Origin of the sequence: Polaromonas sp. CG_9.11, assembly GCF_015752225.1 — a bacterium.
Classification (GTDB): domain Bacteria; phylum Pseudomonadota; class Gammaproteobacteria; order Burkholderiales; family Burkholderiaceae_C; genus Polaromonas.
Genome location: NZ_JADOVE010000017.1, coordinates 1 through 23,930, shown reverse-complemented (window position 1 = coordinate 23,930; position 23,930 = coordinate 1). Strand labels below are relative to the sequence as shown.

General features: G+C 62.3%; 22 protein-coding genes. 5 read left to right on the top strand and 17 right to left on the bottom strand.

Features of this window, described 5'->3' with window-relative positions:
• The first annotated feature begins 150 nt into the window (after positions 1-150).
• Positions 151-591, top strand: a complete 441-nt coding sequence (locus IWX85_RS14245) for a LexA family transcriptional regulator (RefSeq protein ID WP_196870176.1) — start codon at positions 151-153, stop codon at positions 589-591.
• A 15-nt stretch (positions 592-606) separates the two neighbouring features.
• Positions 607-1,914, top strand: coding sequence for a Y-family DNA polymerase (locus IWX85_RS14240; RefSeq protein ID WP_196870175.1), 1,308 nt, complete (start codon positions 607-609; stop codon positions 1,912-1,914).
• A gap of 114 nt (positions 1,915-2,028) precedes the next feature.
• Here the strand turns inward: IWX85_RS14240 and IWX85_RS14235 are convergent, their stop codons facing one another.
• Positions 2,029-3,009, bottom strand: coding sequence for an RcnB family protein (locus IWX85_RS14235; RefSeq protein ID WP_196870174.1), 981 nt, complete (start codon positions 3,007-3,009; stop codon positions 2,029-2,031).
• Between IWX85_RS14235 and IWX85_RS14230 the strand changes: the two genes are divergently transcribed.
• Both IWX85_RS14230 and IWX85_RS14225 read left to right on the top strand, forming a co-directional pair.
• A complete protein-coding gene (locus tag IWX85_RS14230; protein WP_231379784.1) occupies positions 3,004-3,516 on the top strand; it encodes a hypothetical protein in 513 nt (170 codons plus the stop codon). The two genes, IWX85_RS14235 and IWX85_RS14230, sit on opposite strands and share 6 nt — an antisense overlap.
• Positions 3,517-3,994: 478 nt before the next feature.
• Positions 3,995-4,453 (top strand): response regulator, encoded by a 459-nt coding sequence (locus IWX85_RS14225; protein ID WP_196870172.1) that lies wholly within the window; start codon positions 3,995-3,997, stop codon positions 4,451-4,453.
• A 76-nt stretch (positions 4,454-4,529) separates the two neighbouring features.
• On the opposite strand, the gene IWX85_RS14220 is transcribed toward IWX85_RS14225, so the two are convergent.
• The 9 genes from IWX85_RS14220 to IWX85_RS14180 all read right to left on the bottom strand — a co-directional run bounded on the left by IWX85_RS14220 (position 4,530) and on the right by IWX85_RS14180 (position 14,891).
• Entirely contained in the window at positions 4,530-5,693 is a 1,164-nt protein-coding gene (locus IWX85_RS14220) for a glycosyl hydrolase family 18 protein (protein WP_231379783.1), read from the bottom strand.
• 599 nt (positions 5,694-6,292) lie between these two features.
• Positions 6,293-6,688 carry a RidA family protein gene (locus IWX85_RS14215; RefSeq protein ID WP_036808658.1) on the bottom strand — a complete coding sequence of 132 codons (396 nt, stop codon included), beginning with the start codon at positions 6,686-6,688 and terminating at the stop codon, positions 6,293-6,295.
• Complete coding sequence (locus IWX85_RS14210) at positions 6,685-7,125, bottom strand: thioesterase family protein (protein ID WP_196870170.1); 441 nt, start codon at positions 7,123-7,125, stop codon at positions 6,685-6,687. Before IWX85_RS14210 ends, IWX85_RS14215 begins: the two co-directional genes overlap by 4 nt.
• Positions 7,122-8,756, bottom strand: a complete 1,635-nt coding sequence (locus IWX85_RS14205; RefSeq protein WP_196870169.1) for an AMP-binding protein — start codon at positions 8,754-8,756, stop codon at positions 7,122-7,124. The genes IWX85_RS14210 and IWX85_RS14205 overlap by 4 nt, the downstream gene beginning before the upstream one ends.
• Positions 8,753-9,934, bottom strand: coding sequence for an acyl-CoA dehydrogenase family protein (locus IWX85_RS14200; RefSeq protein ID WP_036808675.1), 1,182 nt, complete (start codon positions 9,932-9,934; stop codon positions 8,753-8,755). The genes IWX85_RS14205 and IWX85_RS14200 overlap by 4 nt, the downstream gene beginning before the upstream one ends.
• A 34-nt stretch (positions 9,935-9,968) precedes the next feature.
• Entirely contained in the window at positions 9,969-10,823 is an 855-nt protein-coding gene (locus tag IWX85_RS14195) for an enoyl-CoA hydratase family protein (RefSeq protein WP_036808679.1), read from the bottom strand.
• Complete coding sequence (locus IWX85_RS14190; protein WP_036813129.1) at positions 10,820-11,299, bottom strand: MarR family winged helix-turn-helix transcriptional regulator; 480 nt, start codon at positions 11,297-11,299, stop codon at positions 10,820-10,822. The genes IWX85_RS14195 and IWX85_RS14190 overlap by 4 nt, the downstream gene beginning before the upstream one ends.
• A 194-nt stretch (positions 11,300-11,493) precedes the next feature.
• On the bottom strand, positions 11,494-13,989 hold the full coding sequence (locus IWX85_RS14185; protein ID WP_196870168.1) for a bifunctional salicylyl-CoA 5-hydroxylase/oxidoreductase: 2,496 nt from the start codon (positions 13,987-13,989) through the stop codon (positions 11,494-11,496).
• Between the two features lie 149 nt (positions 13,990-14,138).
• Positions 14,139-14,891, bottom strand: a complete 753-nt coding sequence (locus IWX85_RS14180) for a 2OG-Fe dioxygenase family protein (protein WP_196870167.1) — start codon at positions 14,889-14,891, stop codon at positions 14,139-14,141.
• A 145-nt stretch (positions 14,892-15,036) separates the two neighbouring features.
• Between IWX85_RS14180 and IWX85_RS14175 the strand changes: the two genes are divergently transcribed.
• The gene (locus IWX85_RS14175) at positions 15,037-15,330 is read left to right on the top strand and encodes a DUF1840 domain-containing protein (RefSeq protein WP_036808682.1); all 294 of its coding nucleotides are present in this window, start codon (positions 15,037-15,039) and stop codon (positions 15,328-15,330) included.
• A gap of 74 nt (positions 15,331-15,404) precedes the next feature.
• Here the strand turns inward: IWX85_RS14175 and IWX85_RS14170 are convergent, their stop codons facing one another.
• The 7 genes from IWX85_RS14170 to IWX85_RS14140 form a co-directional block, all read right to left on the bottom strand.
• Complete coding sequence (locus tag IWX85_RS14170; RefSeq protein ID WP_036808683.1) at positions 15,405-16,418, bottom strand: tripartite tricarboxylate transporter substrate binding protein; 1,014 nt, start codon at positions 16,416-16,418, stop codon at positions 15,405-15,407.
• A 153-nt stretch (positions 16,419-16,571) separates the two neighbouring features.
• Complete coding sequence (locus IWX85_RS14165) at positions 16,572-17,567, bottom strand: tripartite tricarboxylate transporter substrate-binding protein (RefSeq protein ID WP_036808692.1); 996 nt, start codon at positions 17,565-17,567, stop codon at positions 16,572-16,574.
• A gap of 94 nt (positions 17,568-17,661) precedes the next feature.
• The gene (locus IWX85_RS14160) at positions 17,662-18,912 is read right to left on the bottom strand and encodes a phenylacetate--CoA ligase family protein (protein ID WP_196870166.1); all 1,251 of its coding nucleotides are present in this window, start codon (positions 18,910-18,912) and stop codon (positions 17,662-17,664) included.
• Between the two features lie 274 nt (positions 18,913-19,186).
• Positions 19,187-19,996: an ABC transporter ATP-binding protein gene (locus tag IWX85_RS14155; protein WP_036808708.1), complete on the bottom strand. Its 810-nt coding sequence runs from the start codon at positions 19,994-19,996 to the stop codon at positions 19,187-19,189.
• A 132-nt stretch (positions 19,997-20,128) separates the two neighbouring features.
• A complete protein-coding gene (locus tag IWX85_RS14150) occupies positions 20,129-21,457 on the bottom strand; it encodes an ABC transporter substrate-binding protein (RefSeq protein ID WP_196870165.1) in 1,329 nt (442 codons plus the stop codon).
• Positions 21,458-21,597: 140 nt separating this feature from the next.
• On the bottom strand, positions 21,598-22,674 hold the full coding sequence (locus IWX85_RS14145; RefSeq protein ID WP_196870164.1) for a branched-chain amino acid ABC transporter permease: 1,077 nt from the start codon (positions 22,672-22,674) through the stop codon (positions 21,598-21,600).
• Positions 22,675-22,919: 245 nt separating this feature from the next.
• On the bottom strand, positions 22,920-23,813 hold the full coding sequence (locus IWX85_RS14140; protein ID WP_051983900.1) for a branched-chain amino acid ABC transporter permease: 894 nt from the start codon (positions 23,811-23,813) through the stop codon (positions 22,920-22,922).
• Positions 23,814-23,930 lie beyond the last annotated feature (117 nt).

Below are 23,930 nucleotides of genomic sequence, written 5' to 3'. Positions count from 1 at the left end.
TTAGCCGCAGTTCACTGCACCGCCCAAGCCCGCCATGTGCGGGCTTTTTGCTGTCCTGGACCGATGCGCCTGATGTTGCGTCCACAGCTTTTCTAACAGTCGAGCTAGAAACAGACGGGGGAAACACATGGGGCGGCCTATACTGTATGTATGACCAGTATATTTTCGCCAACCCGACCGGTGCCCGTTTCCGAAGCGCCGCTGTTGGCAAGACTGCTCATCAGCCGGGTCTGCGCCGGTTTTCCATCGCCAGCCGAAGACCTGGGCGCCCAGCGCATCGACCTCACGCAGGTGCTGATCACGCATCCGCAGGCAACCTTCTTGCTGCGCGCCAGTGGCCACTCGATGGTGCAAGCGGGCATCTTTGACAATGACATATTGGTGGTGAACCGGGCCATGGCGCCGCGCCACAGGCATATCGTCGTGGCAGTGGTCGATGGCGAATTCACCGTCAAGCGCTTGTACCAGTCGGGGGGGCGCACCAAGCTGCAGGCTGCCAATCCAACGTATCCCGACATCGTTCCCCATGGCGAGCAGACCATCGAGGTCTGGGGCGTGGTCACTGCCTGCATCAAGCAGTTCACTGCCTGAAAAAAGGGCTGCGCAATGTACGCCCTGGTGGATGGCAACAATTTTTATGTCAGTTGCGAGCGGGTGTTTCGCCCCAGCCTGGCAGGCCACCCGGTGGTGGTGCTCAGCAACAACGACGGCTGCGCCATCGCCCGGTCCAATGAAGCCAAGGCGTTGGGGATCGCCATGGGCGCGCCCTGGTTCGAGATCGAGCACTTGACCGAATCGGCTGGTCTCGTGGCCTTGTCGGCCAACTTTGCCCTTTATGGGGACATGAGCGACCGCATGATGAGCCTGGCCGCCGGGTTGGGGCCTGCGCAGGAAATCTACTCGATTGACGAGTCGTTCATTGACCTCGCGGGCGTGCGCGGCTGCCTGGCAGATCGCGGCTTCAAGGTGCGGACACGCATCCTGGACTGGATTGGCATTCCCTGCTGCGTGGGCATGGGCGCGACCAAGACACTGGCCAAGCTGGCCAACCATGTCGCCAAGACCGCCGAACGCAAGCCCGGCAGCTACCCGGCAGGCTTGGCCCAGGTGTGCAACCTGGCCGAACTCACGTCCGCAGCGCTCAATGAGGTGCTGGCCGCCACGGCCGCGAGCGAGGTCTGGGGTGTCGGGCGACGCATGACGGCGCAGCTCAAGGAAAGCGGTGTCCATACGGCGCTGGACCTGGCCCGGCTGGACCCGGCGATGGTGCGCAGGCGCTGGTCGGTGGTGCTGGAGCGCACGGTGCGCGAGTTGCAGGGCATGGCGTGCATTGGGCTTGACCTTGCGCCGGCGCGCAAGCAGGAGATCGCCTGCACCCGTTCATTCGGGCAGCCGGTCACGGACCTGATGGACTTGAGCCAAGCCGTCACTGAGTTTGCCAGCCGGGCAGCGTACAAGCTGCGCCGCCAGGGCAGCCTGACCCATCAAGTGCTGGTGTTTGTTCGCACCAGTCCGTTTCGGCAAGCGCCCCAGTACAGCCGCACAGTGAGCATGCCGCTTCGCCGGGCCAGCGCCGATACGGGCGTGATCGTCGCGGCAGCGCTCAGGGGGCTTCGTGCCATCTACCGGCCGGGTTACCAGATGGCCAAGGCAGGGGTCATGCTGCTGGAATTGCAGCCCACGACAGTGCAGCAGGCAGCGCTGGATTTGGAGCGTGGCGAGGTGCCTGAAAGAAGCCAGAGAGGCCGCTTGATGACCGCAATGGACGACCTCAACCTACGCTACGGCCGGGGCACGGTGCAGATGGCCAGTAGCGGGCTGGCCGGGGACCCGAAGGCTTGGGCGATGAAGCAGGAAAGGCTCACGCCGGGGTATACGACGTGCTGGGCAGACATGCCGGTGGTACGGGCATGAAGAACTGTCTGGGGAAATTTTGCAGCATATCCGGATCGCTTTCATCTAGCCCGCCCCGCAAGCATCACTGCCACCTCGCCCGCGATGCCCGCTGCCTGGCCTGCGCGGGTCAGATCAGCCGAGCAGGCCGATGATGATGTCCACGATCAGGTTGTTTTGTTGCTGCACCAGGACGATGTCGCCGCCGATTCGGGCGTAACGGTAGCCGTATGGGGCAGGCGGCAACAGGCGAATCACGGGCTGGGGAACCGTGTAAAACATCACGCCCCTGGGCACGGGCTGGCCGACTTGCCAGTTGCGGGCTTGCCCCGGAGGCAGGCAGCCGTTGTGCTTTTTGGCCAGCCCCGGCGGGCAGTTTTTGCCATTGCCATAGGTCTGGGTGTAGTACTGGCGCACCAAGGTACGTTGCCCGTCATCAAAGTAGCGGCCTTGCTTGATGTCTTCACGTTGACGCTTTTCGGCCTGCTTCTGGGCTTTTGCATCGTGCTTCTGATCATCCTTGAGATCCTTGGCATATTCCTTGTCCGCGTGTTTTTGGGCCTTTCGGTATTCCTTCTGCGCGTGTTTTCCCTCGCCGTTTCCCTCGTCGCCGTGGTCTTTGGCAAAGCTGGGGGCTGCTGCAAGGAAAAGGGATGCCATGGCCAGCGCGACAAGGCGGCGTGGGGTGGTAGAGGGCAGTAAGCAGGTCATTGTGTAGTCCATCAAGCTCGAAATAAGCTCATCAGTTAGTTTCACGCCGCCGCTGATGGGCGTGTGTAGGATACGCGCGCATGTTGCTGCCCCGCTGGGCTCGACTTGCCCGGGCAGGGGGCAAATGGCACACCGACCCGCATCATGCGTGTTGGCGGTGCCGGCTTCCAGATCGGCGTCACTTTTGGCGTCGGCAATGAAAGATGCCAGCGAAAGGGGCTGCTGTTGACAGGGATCTCTGCCTTCGACGACCACTTCGTTCAGCGCGTTGCTGATAAGCCTGGCCATGGGTGCATGACTGCGCTTTAGCACCGCGCCTGTGGCTCCTGCCGGTGTCAGGTTGCCTATCTCCATGGCGGTGGCCGCAAGGCTTGCTGCTCCAAGCGCATTGCGCAACTCGTGCATCAAAAAACCCAGCTGCTCGTTCTCATGCAGGCTTTGCTGCGCCGTGATGGCCGCATCGCGCTGGGCGCTGAATTCGCTCACGGCATCCGCAATGGGATTGTCCAGGCAACGGTTCAAGGTTCGGTATTCGTCGATGCTGAAAGGCGCATCCCGCTCGAAGGCCAGGTCGGTGATGGCCTGGCAGAGGTCGCCATAGTCATGCACGACCTGGTCCACACTGTAGCCAAGGTGCAGCAACGCCTTGCCATGCGCCGCCGCAGTGATCCCCATTTCAGACAACCTCGAGACATCGCCGCCCGACGGGCCGGAAATTTGAAGGCTGACGCCGTCTTCATTGTCTTGCTCGGCTTTCAGTGTCCTGGTCAACTGGTCAACTGGTCAACTGGTCAACTGGTCGATGAACATCGGGACGCCGTTTTTCAATTGCTGCACGGTAGTGGCCCGCTTTGGTCTTTTGGCGACTTTTTCGATGCACCTGGCAATCAGGTTGTCGCGATTGTGGGCTAAAAACTCGTTCATCATGGTGTCAATGTTCCTGGCGTTTCAAGCCGTTTGCTTGCGATCAAGGGACTCCACCGACGCTTCGATCGCCCAGTACGCAAGCTGCATCGGAGCTGTGGAAGCCAGCGTGAAGTCACCCTTGGCTGTTCCTCGCGGCAGTCAATGCTCCGGACAATTATTTGCTATTAAATTTATAGTTATTCGCGCTTTCTGCGCCTGCGCCAGAGGCCTATTTGGTGTTAAAAACAGGTTGGCTGGCCAGAACGAACACGGCAAGCCTGTCGTGTCGGGGGTTTTCTGCCGAAAATAACACGCCGCGATGAAACACTATGGGCGTGGCCGCACATAGTGTTCGAATGGCCGATGCCGGGTGCGCCGCAGGTGTCCGGCCTGCCGAAGGAACAGGCACAAAGGGCGTACCAGCCTTAGGCGCAGCAAGGCCGGCGTCCTACATTTGCCTGCCGTGCGCTGGTTACCCTTGTTCATGCACTTGCGAATCTACCTTGTTGAAGACAACCCGATCATTCTGGAATGGCTGGCCGAAGCCCTTGAGGAATTGACCAATACCAAGGTGATCGGTTCGTCGGGAAGCGAATGTGAGGCCTGCCGCTGGCTGAGCACGCACCAGCGTTCCTGGGATGTGGTGGTGGTTGACCTGTGGCTTGCCCAAGGCAACGGGCTTGAGGTGATCAAGCACCTCCAACCGACGTTGGCGCAGAAAGTTGTCGTGCTGACAAATTATCCGACCCCGCAAATGCGTGAACTGTGCATGTCTGCCGGTGCCGATGCTTTTTTTGACAAGTCAACGGAACTCGATGAGTTCACGACTTTCGTGTTCGAGGAAAGCGCAAACCATCAGGCGTGGGCAGACATCGAAAAGCCTTTGCCGCCTGGCAAACTGAAAGCGCCGCCACGCTCCCGGAAACCGGGGCATGCCGCCTAAAGTTTTTCGCCGAACCTTGGGCTTTGCGCATCACGGGCCCGTGCCTGAAACCAGTTCAAGGCCGGGCCTGCCGCCTTTAGCAGACGTACTGCGACCAGTAATAGGTGCTGATGGTCGGGTTGTAGCCAGGGTTGGCGAACTTGGCGATATACAGCTTTCTGTCCGGATAGGACACGATGCTGCCCGCCGCATACTGCTTGCCCTGGCTCCACCCTGCAGCGCTGCAGGTTCCCGCCACGGCGGCTGCCTGCGCCGGAGCTGCGGCTGCGGTCACAAAGCCGCCGGAAGAATTGAAGATGTTGTAGAACTGGAAGTCAGATTGCGCCACACCGCTGAACGAGCCCAGGTTGGTCGAGCCGTTGCTGGATTGCGCGCGGTCTCTTTGAAAGGACCAGTAGGAAATCAGGCCCACGCCGTTTTGCTTGGCAAAGTTGGCAACCGTGTACGCATCGTCAAGTGTGAAGGTCGAACCGTCGTCGTTCTTTCCAATCATGGGCGTGATCCCCATCATGGCGTGAAGCTGTGCCTGGGTCTTGTTGCGAAAGACCGCCGTCATCTGGTTCACCGCAGCGCGGAATGTCATGACCGACGCTTCGCCCACCGTGGAGGACGGCACCATGGTCTGCAGGTTCTGCACGCCGAAGCTCTGCGTCATCACGTTGACCATGTCGATTCGCACGCCGGCTGCCACGGTCGTGTTCAATAAATTCATGGAATTCGGGTCAAAGCCCAGCAGCCAGCCAGGCAAGGAAAAGGAAATATACAGGTCAGGATACTTCGCCTGAAGCCGCGCCAGAACACGCGCCCTGCGGGCCGTGGCTTCCACATCCTTCAACTGATGGCCTTCAATGTCGAAATCGAAGCGGCGGCTGTTCGAATCGCGCATCAGATTTTCCATCAGGCTGAACAGCTGGTCATCGTTCCTGCAGGCAACTTCGGCATACACGCCATGCGCACCGCCAAACGAAATAAGCAGCCGTCCGCCGGCCGCGACGTAGTTGCGTGCATCCTCCAGCTTGTTGGTCAGGTCCGGCACCAGCGCGCAGCTGCCGTTGGTGGTGGCAAAGGAAAGGATGGCACTGTTCATGCCAACGGATTGTTTCGCATCATTCAACGAACCGCCCCATGAATGAAAGTACGGGGCTACCTCAGCCGCGCTGGCTGCCTGGCTCAGGCAAAGGACAAGCGCGCCAGTCAGGGCTTTGGTGATCGAGTTGAGTTTTGGACGTGAATGCATCATGTTGAATTTTGGACGTGGAAGGATCATTTGATCCAATGAATGAACCGAATAACTGCGGATTAAATGGGAGCCTGGCGACCAGAAAGTGCTGATAATTCAGCCTGGCGCCGGGCGGCGAAACCAGGGCAGGGCACGCGTTATCAAGCGATGCTTCCCCCGGCTGCAATTCATTCGAAGGCGGCAAATAAGCCGGTGAACGAAAAGTGAACGGATTTTGTCCGTCGAGCTATGGGGGGTCAACCCGCGTGAAGTAACACGGGGTTTCGAGCGAAATATAAAGTAACAGCAATACGGGGTGGGGGTATCGCGGGGCTTCAGGCCTGCCCCCAAAGGCGCCAAAACCTCTTATACAACGGCTGCCTAGAGGAGAAAAGTGTTCCGCAGCAGGTCGAAAATGACTTTTTCAGACTCTGAAATACATGGTTTTTGCCAGTGATTGTGTTAACGCGAGGTAAACCGCTAGCAACAACTTGTTGCGATCACGTCAAAATGAGGCAAGCTGATCCGATGGACCGGCCGGTCTTTGGCCTGGGGTCTCCGGGCCCGGCAGAAAAAGCGTTGCATCGCCTTGATCTAGGAGGGCACCTGCGCCGTGTGATTCAGGCCGGCAGCACGGCCGTCACCTCGATCTCGACCTGGGCCTGCGCCTCAACCAGCGCGGCCACCTGCACACAGGTCATCGCCGGGAAGTTCCGGCCCATGACCTCGCGGTAGACCACGCCGATGTCTTTCAGCCGGGCGTTGTATTCGACCCGGTCAACGATGTACCAGGTCATGCGCACCATGTGCTCGGGACCGGCGCCGCCAGCCTTCAGGACGGCCGCGATGTTTTGCAGGGCCTGCCGGGTCTGGGCGACGAAATCGTCGCTTTCAAACCGCTGCTGCGCATTCCAGCCGATCTGGCCGCCGACAAACAGCAGGGCGCCGCGCGCCAGAATGCCATTGGCATAACCCTTGGGTTCGGCCCAGTCGGGCGGCTGGAGTCTGGTGATCATGGCGTTTGCGGTGTTGTCTGAAGATAGGGCAGCAAGGCCTGACGCAGGCCGTCGGGAATTCGCACCGGTTTGCCGTGCGGAATGTCGGAATAGACCACCACGCCATGCGATCTTAATTTAATAGCGCCTTGTGCTTGTCCAGCCTGCGCAGAAGCTTGAATTTCATAGTGCATGCCGAGGCTGGCGCCACCGATGCGGGTCAGCGCCAGCGTGACCGTGAGCAGATCGCCGTGGCGGCACATGCCGAGGAATTCGGTTTTCATGTCGGCGATGGGCACGCCGTGTCCGCCGGCAATCATTTCATGTTCGGGGTAGCCGATGTGGGCCAGGAAATCTTCCTGCACCTCATGCAGCAGGACATAAAACTGTGGATAAAAAACAATGCCCGCCGGGTCGCAATGGTGAAATCGCACCCGTTTTTGCGTCGTGAAGTTCATGGCTGGCGCAACTTGAAACGCTGCAGCTTGCCGGTTTCGGTGCGCGGCAGCCGGGGCAGAAATTCGATCTGGCGCGGGTACTTGAAGGGCGCGAGCATGGCCTTGACGTGGTCCTGCAGGGTCTTGACCATGGCGGCGTCGCCCGTCTGGCCAGGTTTGAGCACCACGAAAGCCTTGACGACCATGCCCCGGTCTTCATCGGGCATGCCCACCACGCCGCATTCGGCCACTGCCGGGTGCTTGAGCAGCGCGTCTTCGACTTCCGGTCCGGCCACGTTGTAGCCCGCCGTGATGATCATGTCGTCCGCGCGGGCCTGGTAGAAAAAATAGCCGTCGGCGTCCTGCATGAAGGCGTCGCCGGGGTAGTTCCAGCCGTCCTTGACATAGTTCAGCTGGCGCGCATCGTCGAGGTAGCGGCACCCGGTCGGGCCGATCACCGCCAGCCGGCCGATGCGGCCGCGCGGCACTTCTGCGCCGCTGTCATCCACCACTTTCGTGGTGTAACCGGGCACCACCTTGCCGATGGCGCCCCGGCGGATGTCGTCGGGCGTCGAGGAAATAAAGATGTGAAACATCTCGGTCGCGCCAATGCCGTCAATGATCTCGATGCCGGTCGCGTCCTTCCAGAGCTGGCGCGTGGCGTCCGGCAGGCTTTCGCCGGCGCTGACGCACAGCCGCAAGTCGGGTACGCCATGCTGCCGGGCAAACGCGGCCATCTGGCGGTAGAACGTCGGTGCGGTGTAGCAGATCGTCGCCCCCACCTGTTTCACCAGCTTGACCATCGCCTCGGGGGTGTAGGCAATCGACGGGTAATAGACCGACGCGCCGGCCCACATCGGAAAGATCAGCAGGCCGCCCAGGCCAAAGGTGAAGGCCAGCGGCGGCGAGCCCATCACGATGTCGTCGGGTTGCGCCTGGAGCACATGGCGCGGCCAGGCTTCGCAGGCGGCCAGCACGTCGCGGTGGCTGTGCACCGCCGCCTTGGGTTGGCCGGTGGTGCCCGAGGTGAAGGCCATCATGGCAACGTCGTCGCTGGATGTCGGGCAGGGCGTGAAATGGCCGTCCTTTTGCGAGGCCAGCACGGCCATGCAGCCCGGCTCGCGCATCAGGTTGAAAGGAATGATGGCTTGCAGTGTGCCGCCGTGCGACTGGGCGGTCTGCAACTCTTCCCGCAAGGTGGCATCGCACAGCGCCAGCGCCGGCCGGGCTTTTTCGATGATCTCGCCGAGTTCCTTGGCGCGCAGCAGCGGCATCGTCGCTACGGCAACCAGGCCTGCCTGCACCACGGCCAGCCAGCCCAGCGCCATGCCGATGGAGTTGCCGCCGCGCAGCAACACGCGGTTGCCCGGCACCAGCTTGAAGTCTTCCGTCAGCACCTGCGCAATCCGGTTGACGCGGTCCAGCGCGTCGGCATAACTCAGCGTGATCCGGTCGGAGCGCAGCATCGGCCTGCCGGCATGACCGGCCTGGAAAGCCCGCGCGAACAAAACCTCGACCAGGTTGGCCTGTGGCGCAATGTGCAGGCCGGGCAAAAGTGAATAGTCCAGCATGGGCCACTGCCCGGGCGGCGGCAGGCGCTCCTGCACAAAGCGGTCGGTTTGCGCGGACGCAGGGTGTGTAAGGGACGTCATGACTGCAATACCGCCTTCCCAATGATGAGCAACTGGACTTCGGTCGCGCCTTCATAAATGCGCAGCGAGCGGATGTCGCGGTACAGGCTTTCGACCTTGGTGCCGACTTTCACGCCCAGGCCGCCGTGCATCTGCAGCGCCATGTCGATGACGCGCTGGGCGTTTTCGGTGGCCGTCATCTTGGCCATCGCCGCTTCTGCCGTGACCCGCACCGGGTTGCCGAGACGTTCGCCTTCGTCGCGCAGCCAGGCGGCGCGGTAGGTCAGCAGCGCCGCCGCATCCACCAAGGCTGCCATTTCACCAATTTTGGCCTGCGTCAGTTGAAAGTCGGCGAGCGTCTGGCCGAACATCTGCCGGGTCTTGGCATGTCGCACCGCTTCGGCCAGTGCGCGCCGCGCCATGCCCAGCGCTGCACCGGCCACCGAGGCGCGAAAGATGTCCAGCGTCTGCATCGCCAGCCGGAAGCCGCCATTGAGCAGCCCGAGTTGCGCAGCGCCATCCAGCCGGCAATCGGTGAACTGGAGCGTTGCCAGCGGGTGCGGCGACATCACCATGATGTGCTCGCTGGCGTCCAGGCCGGGCGCGGCGGCGTCGATAATGAAGGCGGTGATGCCGCGCGTGCCCGCGCCGGGGTCGGTCTTGGCAAAGGTGACGTAGAAATCGGCGATGCCGCCGTTGCTGATCCAGCACTTGCTGCCGTTAACGGCCCAGCCGCGCTCGACCTGGGTCGCGCGGGTCGTCATCGCGCCGGCGTCCGACCCGGCATCGGCTTCGCTCAAGGCAAAGGCGGCGATTTTTGCGCCGCTGGCGACCTGCGGCAGGTAGGCGGCCTGCTGCGCCGGCGTGCCCGCCAGCGTGATCGCGCCGCTGCCCAGGCCCTGCATGGCGAACGCAAAATCGGCCAGCGGCGAATGAAAGGCCAGCGTTTCGCGCAGGATGACCAGCGCGCGCGAGTCGAGCGTGTCGAGTGCTCCGCCCAGTGCGCCATCGCTGCCGCTTGGGACGCAATAGCGCAACCAGCCGCTGTCGCCCAACCGCTTCACCCATTCCCTGCAGGCTTTGCGGTCATCGTTTTCGTCCACCTGCTGGCCGGCAATCCAGTCGACCAGCCGGGGGCCGAGTTCGCGGTGAACGTCGTCAAAGAAAGGCAGCGCCAGGTGGGCGGTCGTGGGTGTCATGGTCAAGGTCTTTCTGTGCGCGTGAGGGGCGGGTTCAGTCGCCCTGGAACACCGGTTTTTGCTTGGCGGCGAAGGCTTGGTACGCGCGGGTGAAGTCCTGCGTCTGCATGCAGATCGCCTGCGCCTGCGCCTCGGCCTCGATCGCCTGGTCCAGCGTCATGGCCCATTCCTGGTGCAGCATGGTCTTGGTCATGCCGTGGGCAAAGGTCGGGCCGCTGGCCAGTTCATGCGCCAGCGTGTGCGCCGCACCCAGCAGCGCATCGGCCTCATGCAGCGCATTGAAAAAGCCCCAGTGCAGACCTTCGCCCGCCGTCATGGCGCGGCCGGTGAACAGCAGCTCCGACGCGCGGCCCTGGCCGATCAGGCGTGGCAGCAGCGCGCAGGCGCCCATGTCGGCGCCGGCCAGCCCGACGCGGGTGAACAGGAACGCGGTCCTGGCCTGCGCCGTTCCCAGCCGCAGGTCGGCGGCCAGCGCCATCATGGCGCCCGCACCGGCGCAAATGCCGTCAATCGCCGCCACGATGGGTTGCGGGCACCCGCGCATCGCCTTGATCAGGTCGCCGGTCATGCGGGTGAATTCGAGCAGCTCGGGCATGCGCATCTTGGTCAGCGGTCCGATGATTTCATGCACATCGCCACCCGAACAGAAATTGCCGCCGGCACCCGTCAGCACGATGGCTTTCACGTCGGTCGCGTAGTGCAGTGCGCGAAACAGGTCGCGCAACTCGGCATAGGACTCAAAGGTCAGCGGGTTTTTGCGCTCCGGACGGTTCAGCGTCAAGGTGGCAACGCCGCCGTCAAACGCATAGGCAAAGTGCTGCGCCTGGTGATGTGCCAGCGCATCAAACTGCGCATGCATGGGGTTGGCCGGGCCGATGTAGTGCTTCATGCTGCAGTTTCCAGTGGGGTGTCTTTGTAATGCTGCTTGACCTTGCCCAGCAGCTGGTGCAATGCCTGGACTTCTTCGGGCGAAAGCCCTTCAAATGCGCTCACGATCCAGCCTTCATGCTGGTGTGCCATCTCGCCAAACAGGCTGCGGCCACGCGGCGTCAGGCGCACCCGGTAGGCGCGGCGGTCCCCTGAAACCTCGACCCGCTCGACCAGTCCTTCGGCCACCAGCTGGTCGGTGATGCCGGTCACGTTGCCACCGGTCACCATCATTCGGCGTGACAGCTCGTTCATCTTCAGGCCGTCGGGGTTGCGTTCGAGCTGTGCCATCAGGTCGAAGCGGGGCAGGGTGGTTTCGAACCGCTCGCGCAACTGGCTGCGCACCTGTTTTTCGACCAGTTGCGTGAGCGTCAGCATGCGCAGCCAGAGCCGCAGGGCTTGCGGGTGCTCGCTGTGGCCTCTTGCTTCCATGTCCATTTTATTTTCCTTGGCCTGGCCCATAGTTACTATGATTTTGATAGCTTTTTGCGCCCGAATGCTGTGCGCTAGAGCCTCTTTTTATTTAAATCGTGCGTTTCTCGGGTTAGCCGCAGGCGTAACCCGAGAGACACCGTCACAAACGCGGATGTCGGGTTACGCTGCGCTAACCCGAACGGCCCCCTGCAAACTCCTTATTTGACAGCTGCTTGCGCCCCGCCCACCTGCGCAAAGGCCTCTTTTTGCTTGAAAACTTCACGGTAAAGCTGGTCCCGGCCACTCAAATACGGCAGCGGCCAGTTCACTTGCCGGCTTTGCAGTTTGGCCGCTTCATGCAGCGTCCAGGCCGGGTCGGCCAGGTGCGGGCGGGCAATGGCGCACAGGTCGGCGCGGCCGGCGGCAATGATGCTGTTGACCTGGTCGGCCTCGGAAATCGCGCCGACCGCCATGGTCTGGATGCCGACCTCGTTGCGGATGCGGTCGGCAAACGGCGTCTGGTACATGCGGCCATAGACCGGTTTGGCATCGCGCGTGGTCTGGCCCGACGACACGTCGATGACATCGCAGCCGGCGGCCTTGAAAAGCCGGGCGATCTGCACGGCATCGTCGTCGGTGTTGCCGCCGGGCGCCCAGTCGTGGGCCGAGATGCGCACGCTCATCGGCAGGTGCGCCGGCCAGATATCGCGCATCGCGCGGAACACTTCCAGCGGGTAGCGGCAGCGGTTTTCCAGGCTGCCGCCGTAGTCGTCGCTGCGCTGGTTGGTCAGCGGCGTGATGAAGCTCGACAGCAGGTAGCCGTGCGCGCAGTGCAGTTCCAGCCAGTCAAAACCGGCTTCTACGGCCCGCCGCGTGGACAGCACAAACTTGTCCTTCAGGCGCTGCATGTCGCCGTGCGTCATGGCCTGCGGCACCTGGTTGGTCGGGCCGTACGTTACTTCGCTGGCGGCCAGCAGCGGCCAGTTTCCCGCAGGCAATGGCTCATCGGGCGACTCCCAGCCGACCTGGGTCGAGCCCTTGGGGCCACTGTGGCCCAGCTGCAGGCCAATCTTTGCGCCCGTGCCCGAGGCATGGACAAAATCGGCAATCCGCTTGAAGGCCAGCATCTGCTCGTCGTTCCACAAGCCGGTGCAGGCCGGCGTGATGCGGCCCTCGGGCTCGGGCGACGTCATTTCAACCAGTACCAGCGCCGCCCCGCCCAGCGCCCGCGCGCCCAGATGCACCAGATGAAAGTCCTGCGGCACGCCATCAACCGCGCTGTAGGTCGCCATCGGTGAGACCACAATGCGGTTTTTCAGCGTCAAGCTGCGCACTTTAAGGGGGAGCAGCATCGGTGGCACTGACCTGAATTTGGCGCTCGTCGCACTTTCCCGTTCGTTCTCAGCCTGTTCAGGCCCGCCCTCCGACGGCGCCTCGTCTTTCAAGCCGGGGCTGCGGGACTGGCTTTGCCCGACCGCAGGCGCAGTAGCGCCCCCGGAGGGCAGCGCATTGTTCGAAGTAAAAAGCGTGGGGGCTTTTTCAGCCAGCCACTGCTCATAGTTCTGCAGCCAGGCGGCGTCGCGCACCCGCAAGTTCTCGTGGCTGATGCGCTGTGAGCGCGTCATCATCGAATAGAAAAACTGTTCGGCTTCCAGCCCGCTGTAGCGTTCGACGTTTTCAAACCATTCGGTCGAGTTGCGTGCGGCGTTCTGGATTTTCAGCACCTCGACCGAACGCAGCGCTTCATAAGCCTGCAGCGCGTCGTCGGTTTCAGGGTGCGCGGCAAAGCAAAGCGCCAGTTCGATGGCATCTTCGAGCGCCAGCTTGGTGCCGCTGCCGATTGAAAAATGCGCGGTGTGCGCCGCGTCGCCCATCAGCACGATGGGCACGCGCTTGCCTTGTATGGTTTCGTGGTGCACCCAGCGCCCGCAGACCACGCGCGGAAAGCGGATCCAGATGGCCGAGCCGCGCACATGGGTGGCGTTGTTCATCAGCGGGTTGCCGTCAAGGTATTGGGCAAACAGGCGCTCGCAAAATGCAATGCCGTCTTGCTGGCTCATCTGGTCCAGGCCGTGCGCCTTCCAGACCGCTTCGGGCGTCTCAACGATGAAGGTCGAGGTGGTGGCATCGAAGGGGTAGGCATGGGCGGCAAACCAGCCGTGCTCGGTCTGCTCGAAAGCGAAGGTGAAGGCGTCAAAGGTCTTGTGGGTGCCGAGCCAGACAAAGCGGCAGTTGCGCAATTCCACATCAGGCTGATAGGTCGCTGCGTAACGGCTGCGGATGCGGCTGTTCAGGCCGTCGCTGGCAATAACGATATCGGCGTCGTACTGCACCGCGATCGCCTGGTCGTCGCTCACGTCAGTCTCGAACACCAGATCGACGCCCAGTTCCAGGCAGCGGTCCTGCAGGATATTGAGCAGCCGCTTGCGGCCGATGCCGCAAAAACCGTGGCCGCCCGAACGCACTGCGGTGCTTTTGAAGAACATCTCGACGTCGTCCCAGTGGTTGAAGGCGTCGCCGATCAGTTTCGCACTGGCCGGGTCGGCGGCCTGCAGGTTGGCCAGCGTCTGGTCCGACAGCACCACGCCCCAGCCAAAGGTGTCAAAAGGGCGGTTGCGTTCGACCACCGTGACCTGGATGGCCGGGTCTTGCAGCTTCATCAGCAGGCTGAAATACAAACCGGCGGGACCGCCGCCCAGGCAAAGGATGTGCATGAAACGCGCGCCTTGTAAATTGATCTAGCCTTAATTGTTTAAGGTTAAAGTAAATTCGTCAAGCGGGTTTACGGCAGCCCCTCACGAGGCTTGGGAACATGCAGGACATGAAAAGGAAACGGGCGCCCGGCGATGCAGGCACCCGCCTGTCAGGGGGCCTGGAAGCCGCCTGCCCGGTAGGTCAGCACCAGCGTGTCGCGCACACCGCGCTGCCGGTCCTGGCCGTCGGCCGGGAAGATCGGCGTGGTTTCGTGGATCACCCGCGCGTCGTCCATGAGCAGCGCCGTCAGCGGCTCCTGCATCAAAAAGCGCATGCCGTGCGGGCCGTGGGCATCGAAGACGCGGGTTTCGCCCCCTTTGACGTCGCGCCGCGCCACCAGCAGCACGACGACGAAATCCACGCCGTCGCGGTGCGCACCCTCGGGCGTGGGCCGGCCCACGCCTTCGGTGGTGTCAATGCGGAACTGGTGCGCTTCGATGTACCAGCGCGGCACGGCCTTGACCTGCGCAAACAGCCGGCCCAGGCTGGCCAGCAGGTCCTGCCAGGCCGGTGCTTCGGCCACGGCCGGCTCGACCGGGTCAAACCAGCGCTCGAAGCCGCCATGCAGCGCGTTGTAGTCGGTCGGCTGCCAGTGGGCCCGGTGCGGCGTCTGCTCAAGCGCGCTGCCGTCCAGGTTCTGAACGAAGCAGGCATGGCGCCGCCGCCGGTAGTTGCCGCCATCCAACAGGTGCGCGTCGGGCGGCAGCCGGTTCCATGACTCGGTCAGTGCCTGCCATTCCTGTGTCCACAAGGGGACGGGAAGTTGCAGGCTGCTCGTGAAGTCGGCAGGCATCAGCAGGCTCAGTCCGTCCTGGCGAAGGGACTGGTCGGCGGGTTTTTGAACAGTGGCGATATTGAACATGGACGCTATTTTGCTTGACACTGGCTGCCTGGCGAACGGGCTTTCGCGGCCACGGCTGGCGGCTGCATGAAATGCCTCCGGCCTACATACAGACTTGCCAAAGCTGCAGATAATGAACTCGCTGTTTTAACCAGAGGAGCATTTAATGCTGTACAGATTCAAATCAAAAAATATGGGTGATGTGATCATGCTCGAGTCGATTGGCCGCCGGATGCTGGAGATCATCGGCAAGACGCCTTCCCCCAAGGGCATCATCCAGTCCGAAGAAATGCCGGCCGCTGTCAAGGCGCTGGAGGCCGCAATTGCGCTCGAAGAGTCCGGTGAGGACGATCCCGGTATCGTGCCGGAAGGCGTGGGTTTGCACCAGCGCGCCAAGCCTTTCATCGACATGCTGCAATGGAACCATAAAGTCGGCGAAGACGTGGTCTGGGGCGTGTAGGTCTTTACCAGACCGCCCAGACGCAAAAAAGCCCCGTCAACGGGGCTTTTTTGCGTCTGGCGACAAGGGCGGTGTCAATCGACCTTGGCGCCCGAGGTCTTCACCACCTGCGCCCATTTCTTGTGTTCGGCATTGATGAAGGCCGCGAACTGCTCGGGCGTGTTGCCGCCGGGAATGGCGCCCTGCGCGAGCAGTTTTTCCTTGATGGCCGGCGTGCCGAGCGATTTGGCCGCCTCCTGCTGGATGCGGTTGACAATCTCGGGTGGCGTCCCGGCAGGCGCCAGCAGGCCGAACCAGGAACTGGCCTCGAAGCCCTTGAACGCCGGGCCGCCGGCCTCTTCAACGGTCGGCACATCAGGCAGCGCGGCCGAGCGCTGCGCGCTGGTCACGGCCAGCGCCTTGAGCTTGCCCGACTTGATCAGCTGCATGGACGACGGCAGGTTGTCGAACATCACGTCCATGTCGCCGCCGGCCAGCGACATCAGGGCCGGGCCCGAGCCGCCGTAAGGAAAATGGATCATGTAGGTGCCGCTCATGGTCTTGAACAACTCGCCGGCCATGTGGATCGAGGTGCCGTTGCCGCTGGAAGCCATGTTGAACTTTCCCGGATTGGCCTTGGCCACGCGGATGAAGTCGGCCACGTTGCTGATGCCGGCCGCTTTGGCTTTTTCGGCATTGACCACCATCACGTTGGGCACGCCGGCCACCAGCGTGATCGGCGCAAAGTCCTTTTGCGGGTCAAACGCCATCCGGCTGTACAGCGCCTTGTTAATGCCGTGCGTGCCGACGGTTCCCATCAGCAGCGTGTAGCCGTCGGGCGCCGACTTGGCGACCGCGTCGGCGCCGATGTTGCCGCCCGCGCCGGCGCGGTTTTCCACCACGAAGGGCTGGCCGAAGGCCTTCTGCAACTCGGGCGCCATGGCCCGGGCCAGGATGTCGGTGGTGCCGCCGGGGGCAAACGGCACGATGATCTTGACCGGGCGGTTCGGCCATGCCGTCTGGCTCCAAACCGGGTGCACTATGAAAAAAGTAGCTATAAGTGCAGACCAGTTGAGCGCAGAGCGGCGATTTGGCTTGAAAGAAAGCATTAGCAGAGACTCCGTTTGTGTTTTGGCTTTCACCATAGCGGTGCGCGGTTGCATTTTCAACAGGGTTAATCCCGAGACGAGGCGCGCATCAAGCGGGCATGAAAAAAGCCGTCCGGCTAGCACCGGACGGCTGTGCAGAAAAAGCGGGGCGTATCAGTCGGCAAATTTGCCGGCGGCTTCAATCACGGGTCTTAGCTTGGCAATCTCGGCTGTCACAAAGGCCTTGTGCGCGGCTGGCTCGACACGTTTGTCTGTCACCAGGACAGCACCCAGGCCTTCCTGCTTCTTGATGAAGTCAGGGTCTTTGAGTGCCAGCTTCAAGGCGGTATTGATCTGGGCCAGTATGGCAGGCGGCGTGCCCTTGGGCGCGTACAGACCGTGCCAGATGGTCAGGTCAAAGCCTTTCAGGCCCATTTCCTGCAGGGTTGGCAAATCCTTGAGCAGCTTGTTGCTCAGGGGCTTGGTCGTTGTGACCGCATAGGCCTTGACGCGTCCGGCTTCAATCTGGCCGGTGGTGTTGGTGGTCTGGTCGCACATCATGTCGACCTGGCCACCAACCAGCGCATTCATGGCCGGCGCGGTGCCGCCAAACGGAATCGTCGTCATGGCCTCTTTGGCATTGATGGCCGACTGCCACATCAGGCCGCACAGGTGCGAGGCGGAACCCAGCCCGGCATGGGCAATATTGAGCTTGCCGCCATTGGTGCGAATGTAGTTTTCCAGGTCACGGTAGGTGTTGGCCTCCAGCTGGGGCTTGCCGATCAGCGTCATGGGCACTTCATTGATCATGCCGAGGTATTCGAAGTCTTCCAGCGGCTTGTACTGCAGCTTGCGGTAAAGGCTGGGCGCGGCTGCCATGCCGATGTGGTGCAGCAGCAGGGTGTGACCGTCGGGCGCGGCTTTGGCGGCCTTGTTGGCGCCGATGGTGCCGCCGGCGCCGTTGACGTTTTCAACCACGAAGTTGGCGCCGCCGCCCATGGACTTGCGCATCGCTTCGGCCAGGTCGCGCGCCACGCGGTCGGTCGGGCCGCCTGCGGCAAAAGGCACCACGAAGGTGATGGGCTTGGAGCCGGGAAACGTTTGGGCGCTGGCCGAGAAAGCCGAGAAGAGGGTGGCAGCAGCGGCGGCAAGAACTAACAGTTGTTTCATTGATGTTTCCTTTTTTTACACAAGCGGAACTAGTTTAAAAGGGCTTTGGGCGGGACGCATCGCGGGAACTACTTAGGGACATTCCCTTTGTGGGCTATTTGTAGCTGCGCGCGTCTTCGATGACCTTGCCGTCGTTGGGCAGGCTGCCGGGGGCCAGCAGCTCTACCTTGCCGCGCAGCTTGGTGACATCGCGGATCGCGTCGCCGATGCGCTGGTCCAGCCCGGCCGGCGTAGAGCGGGTCTCGACCCGCAGGCTCATGCTGTCGTTCGCCATCTCGCCGCTGACCACCAGCCGTGCCTTGATGACTTCGGGAAAGCGCCGGGCAATCTCGGCGACCTGCGCCGGATGCACGAACATGCCGCGCACCTTGGTGGTCTGGTCGGCCCGGCCCATCCAGCCTTTGATGCGGGTGTTGGTGCGACCGCTCGGGCAGTGTCCCGGCAACACGGCCGACAGGTCGCCGGTGCCAAAGCGGATCAGCGGGTAGACGGGGTTCAGCGTGGTCACGACCAATTCGCCGACTTCGCCTTCAAGCACCGGGTCGCCGGTACCGGGGCGCACAATTTCGACGATCACGCCTTCGTCAATCACCAAGCCTTCGCGCGCCTCGGTTTCATAGGCAATCAGTCCCAGGTCAGCAGTGGCATAGCACTGGTAGGCGGCAATGCCACGCGCTGCCAGCCAGTCGCGCAAGCTGGGCGGAAACGCTTCGGCCGACACCAGCGCCTTGGTCACGCTGGGCAGCGTAATCTTCATCTCTGCGGCTTTTTCAACAATGATTTTCAGGAAGCTCGGCGTGCCGATGTAGCCTGCCGGCTTGAGTTCTGCCATGGCCTGGACCTGCTGCTCGGTTTGTCCGGTGCCGCCAGGGAACACGGTGCAGCCCAGCGCGTGCGCACCGTTTTCCATCATCGAGCCGGCTGGTACGAAGTGGTAGCTGAAGCTGTTATGTGCCAGTTCGCCAGGCCGGAAACCCGCCGCATACAGCGCCCGCGCCATGCGCCAGTAGTCGCGCCGCGTGCCTTCGGGCTCGTACATCGGGCCAGGGCTGGAAAACACGCGCGGCATGGCCGCGCCAAAGCCCAGGGTGCTGAAGCCACCGAACACGTTTTCAGCGCGCCCGGCCTGCTGGCGCGCCAGCAGGTCGGACTTGCGCGTGACGGGCAGCATGGCCAGCGCGGTGCGGCTGGTGATTGCAGCCGGATCGATACCCGCCAGAATCTGGGCAAATGCGGAGGAAGCGCTGCGCGCATGGGCAATCTGCGCAGGCAGGGCGGCCAGCAACGCGGCTTCGCGTTCGGCGGGGGCGCGGGTTTCCAGCGCATCCATGTGGTGTGATGTCATGAAAGGGTGTTGGGTTGAGCGTTAAAGCACGCTGAAATACGGGTTGAAGTTATTGGCTCAGACAGCATTCGCCCGCCAGCAACACGGAATCGGCTTTGTAAGGCTCCAGGGGAAACGGACTGTTCAGAAGGCAGCACAGTCCGACAACCGACAAGCGTGGAGGCTGTCGTCCCCACCCAGCCAGGGCCGCGGGACTGGCTTTGCCAGACCGCAGGCGCAGCGGCCCCCTCGGGGGGCAGCGAACCACACGAAGTGGGGAGCGTGGGGGCCATATCTAGGCCAGCCAGCGCTTGCGCCGCTTGTAGCTTTTCACGTCCTTGAAGCTTTTGCGTTCACCGCCACCGACGCCGAGGTAGAACTCTTTCACGTCCTCGTTGTTGGCCAGGTCGCTGGCAATGCCGTCCATCACCACACGGCCCGATTCCATGATGTAGCCATAGTCGGAATACTTCAGCGCCATGTTGGTGTTCTGCTCGGCCAGCAAAAAGGTGACCTTTTCGCGGGTGTTCAGGTCTTTGACGATGTTGAACACTTCCTCCACGATCTGTGGTGCCAGGCCCATCGACGGCTCGTCGAGCAGCACCATGCTCGGGTTGGTCATGAGGGCGCGGCCAATGGCGCACATCTGCTGCTCGCCGCCCGAGGTGTAGGCGGCCTGCGACGTGCGGCGCGTCTTCAGGCGCGGGAAGTAGGTGTAGACCTTCTCCAGGTTGGCAGCGATCTCGCCCTTGTTGCTGCGGGTGTAGGCGCCGGTCAGCAGGTTGTCCTCAATGCTCAGGTGGGCAAAGCAGTGCCGTCCTTCCATCACCTGCACCACGCCGCGCTGCACCAGGTCGGCCGGGGAAAGGTTTTCGATGCGCTCGCCGCGCAGCTCGATCGAGCCCTTGGTAACCTCGCCGCGCTCGCCCTGCAGCAGGTTGGAAACCGCCCGTAGCGTCGTGGTCTTGCCCGCGCCGTTGCCGCCCAGGATGGCGACGATGCTGCCTTCGGGCACCTGCAGCGACACGCCCTTGAGCACCAGGATCACATGGTTGTAGATCACCTCGATGCCGTTAACGTTCAGGACAATTTTTTTCGGTTCCATAAGGTTTCTTTTCCGTGTCTGTGCCAGGCCAGAGGCTTGCGCGCAAGCCTCTGGCCTGGCGGCTCCGCACAGGAAGCCGCACATGGCGTTCCTGGCGCGGCGTTGCCGCCATGCCAGGAACGCACGTCCTCATCAGGACTGGCAGTCCGCTGCGTCGCGGCGGGTCAGCTTCTTGTCGCCCAGGTACTTCTCGGAGCCGGCCTTGACCAGCGGCTTGATGATCTGGTCGTCCGACTGGTACCAGTCCGACGTCATGTTCCACTTCTTGCCGTCCCAGGTCTGCACCCGCGCCCAGGTCGAGCCCATGTGGTCGGCGCAGCTGGTCGAAATCGGGCGCATCACGCCGGCAAAGCCCAGCGCGTCCAGCTTTTTCTGGTCGAGGTTCAGGTTTTCCATGCCCCAGCGCACCTGCTCCGCGGTCATGACCTTGCCTTTGCCAAAGCGTTCCTGGGCGCGGCGCACCGATTCGATGCTCAGCATCTGGATGATCGCGCCGCGCACGTACAGCACCGAGCCCACTTCGTCTTTCGGACCCGTGCCCTCGCCCTTGTCGTGCACCAGCTTGAGGATGTCCTTCATGACCTTGGATTCGGTGCCCGAGCCGTTCAGGGCCAGTGCCTGGTAACCCTTGGCACCTTCGCCCACGTCGCGCACATCCGGCTCTGCGCCGGCCCACCACACGCCATACAGCTTGTCGCGCGGGAAGCCGGTGGCCTGCGCTTCCTTCAGGGCGGTGGAATTCATCACACCCCAGCCCCACAGCAGCACATAGTCAGGACGGGCCTGGCGCACCTGCAGCCAGGCGGCTTTCTGCTCGACGCCGGGTGCCGTTACCGGCAACAGCTGCAAGTCAAAGCCGTGCATCTTGGCGCGTTCCTGCAGCAGCGGAATCGGCTCCTTGCCGAACGGGCTGTCGTGGTAGACCAGTGCAATCTTCTTGCCCTTGAGCTTGTCCAGGCCGCCGGCGTTTTTGCCGATGTGCTGGATCAGGATGTCGGCGGCGGTCCAGTAGCTGCCCATCAAAGGAAAGTTCCACTTGAACGCCATGCCGTCCTGCGCTACCGACAGGCCATAGCCCAGCGTGAGCAGCGGAATCTTGTCTATCGGGGCTTTTTCGGTCAGCGCAAAGGTGATGCCGGTGGACTGCGGGTCAATCAGCGCCACGCCAGGGCGATTTTTCAGTCGCTCGTAGCATTCCACGCCCCGGTCGGTGGCGTAACCGGTTTCGCATTCTTCATAGGTGATCTTCACGCCGTTGACGCCGCCGTCCCGGGCATTGATCATCTTGATGTAGTCCTGCTTGCCGTTGGCCCAGGGCGTGCCGTTGGGCGCATAGGGGCCGGTGCGGTAAGACAGCAGCGGGAAGAACTGCTCCTTGGCCTGCGCAAAGGCGCTGGTGGACAGCGAGGCCGCTCCGGTGGCGACCACGGCTGCGGCAATCACGAGTCTGGAAAGCTTCATGGATGTCTCCTTGGAATAAAAGTGTTGAAGCACGGTGAAAAAACCTTGTTGTTCATTGAGTAAACACGGCGGGCGCGGCGACGGCCATCGGTAGTTGCCAGTAAGCACTTTCCATGAGCCGGTGCTGCCGCCCGCAGCCTTCAGTGGGGAAAGGGCCACAGGCGCATCTTCTGCTTGGCCATGGACCACAGCCGCGCCAGGCCATGCGGCTCGACGATCAGGAACCAGACAATCAGCCCGCCGAAAATCATCAGCTCGGCATGCGACACGCCGGCGGTGGAAATTTCGATGCCGAACAGGTCCATGAAGGCCGGCAAAAAGCGGTTCAGGGCAATCGGCAACACGACGATGAAGGCCGCGCCAAAGAAGGCGCCCATGATCGAGCCCAGCCCGCCGATGATCACCATGAACAGCAGGCGAAACGAAATTTCGACCGAGAAAGCCGCCGGCTCCCAGGCGCCCAGGTAGATGAAGGCCCAGAGTGCGCCGGCCATGCCAATGATGAAGGAGCTGACCGCAAACGCGCTGAGCTTGGCATACATGGGCCGGATGCCGATGACCGAAGCCGCCACGTCCATGTCGCGAATCGCCATCCATTCGCGGCCGATGGCGCCGCGCACCAGGTTCTTGGCCAGCAGGGCGACGATGACCAGCACGGCCAGGCAGAACAGGTATTTGGACGCCGGGCTCTGGATCGGCAGGCCGAACACCTGCAACTGGTTGACCGACACCGAGCCCGATGCCGAATCGTTGGTCAGCCACTTAATACGCAGGAACATCCAGTCGCTGAAGAACTGCGCCGCCAGCGTGGCCACGGCCAGGTACAGGCCCTTGACGCGCAGGCTGGGCAGGCCGAACAAAATGCCGAACGACATGGCGCACAAGCCGCCCAGGATCAGGGCCGGGATCAGTGGCATGTTGGGAACGCGCACAAAAAAGTTGTAGGCGCCATAGGCCCCGACCGCCATGAAGGCGCCCGAGCCGAGCGAGATCTGGCCGCAGTAGCCGACCAGGATGTTCACCCCGATGGCCGCCAGCGACATGATGACCAGCGGCAGCAGGACCGAGGCATACAGGTAGTCGCTGGCCATCAGCGGCACGCCGACAAAGGCAAACAGCAGCATCAGGCCAATGGCGATGCGGTCCTGGGTGATCGGGAAGATCTGCTGGTCAGCCCGGTAGGTGGTCTTGAACTGGCCGTTTTCTCTGTAGAGCATGGGAGTATTCGGTTAAAGAAGCGAAATGTAAAAGGCAAAATACAGCCGACGCTGAGCCGCTCCAAGCCAGTCAGGGCCACGGAACCGGCTTTGCCGGGCCGTGGGCTGAAGACTGCGGCTCCAAACACGCCTGCGCGTGCTTGGACAGCCTTCAGATGCACCGTCTCTGGCGGCGTGGCGCCCTGCAAGGGCAGCGGCCCCCTCGGGGGGCAGCGCATTACACGAAGTGAAAAGCGTGGGGGCTTTCATACTCTGTCAATGATCTTTTCACCGAACAGGCCTTGCGGACGGAACAGCAAAAATACGAGTGCCAGCACATAGGCGAACCAGATCTCGATGCCGCCGCCCACATACGGGCCCAGGTAAACCTCAGACAGCTTTTCGCCCACGCCGATAATCAGCCCGCCCAGAATCGCGCCGGGCACCGACGTCAGCCCGCCCAGGATTACCACCGGCAGGGCGCGCAGTGCAATCGTCGTCAGCGAGAACTGCACGCCCAGCTTGGAGCCCCAGATCATTCCGGCGACCAGCGCCACGATGCCGGCCACGCACCAGACGATGACCCAGATGCGGTTGAGCGGAATGCCGATCGACTGGGCCGCCTGGTGGTCGTCGGCCACGGCGCGCAGGGCGCGGCCGGTGGTGGTTTTTTGGAAGAAGACGCTCAACAAAATGACCAGGCTGGCGGCAATGGCAGCGGCAATCACGTCTTCCTTGTTGACCAGGATGCCGCCGGGAAACACCGTGTCGAAGATGAAGATCGGGTCCTTCGGCATGCCGATGTCGATCTTGTAGATGTTGCTGCCGAACAGCGTCTGGCCCAGGCCTTCGAGGAAGTAGGCAATGCCCAGCGTGGCCATCAGCAGCGTGGCGCCTTCCTGGTTCACCAGGTGGCGCAGCACCAGCCGCTCGATCAGCCAGGCGACGATGAACATGCATACGGCGGCAATCACAAAGGCGATCAGGTTGGCAACGATGAGGTTGTCAATGCCGGTCCACTTCGGAATCCATTCCGAGAACCTGGCCATGGCCAGCGCGGCAAACAACACCATCGCGCCTTGCGCAAAGTTGAAGACGCCTGACGCCTTGTAGATCAGGACAAAGCCCAGAGCTACCAGCGAATACAGCATGCCGGCCATCAGGCCGCCGATAAGAGTTTCTAACTGACCTTACGCAGCCGCCTGTCCTGTTAGCCTACGCGCATGAAAAATTCTGAACTGGAGTTGTACACGGATTACCTGCTGAGCAGCTTTGGC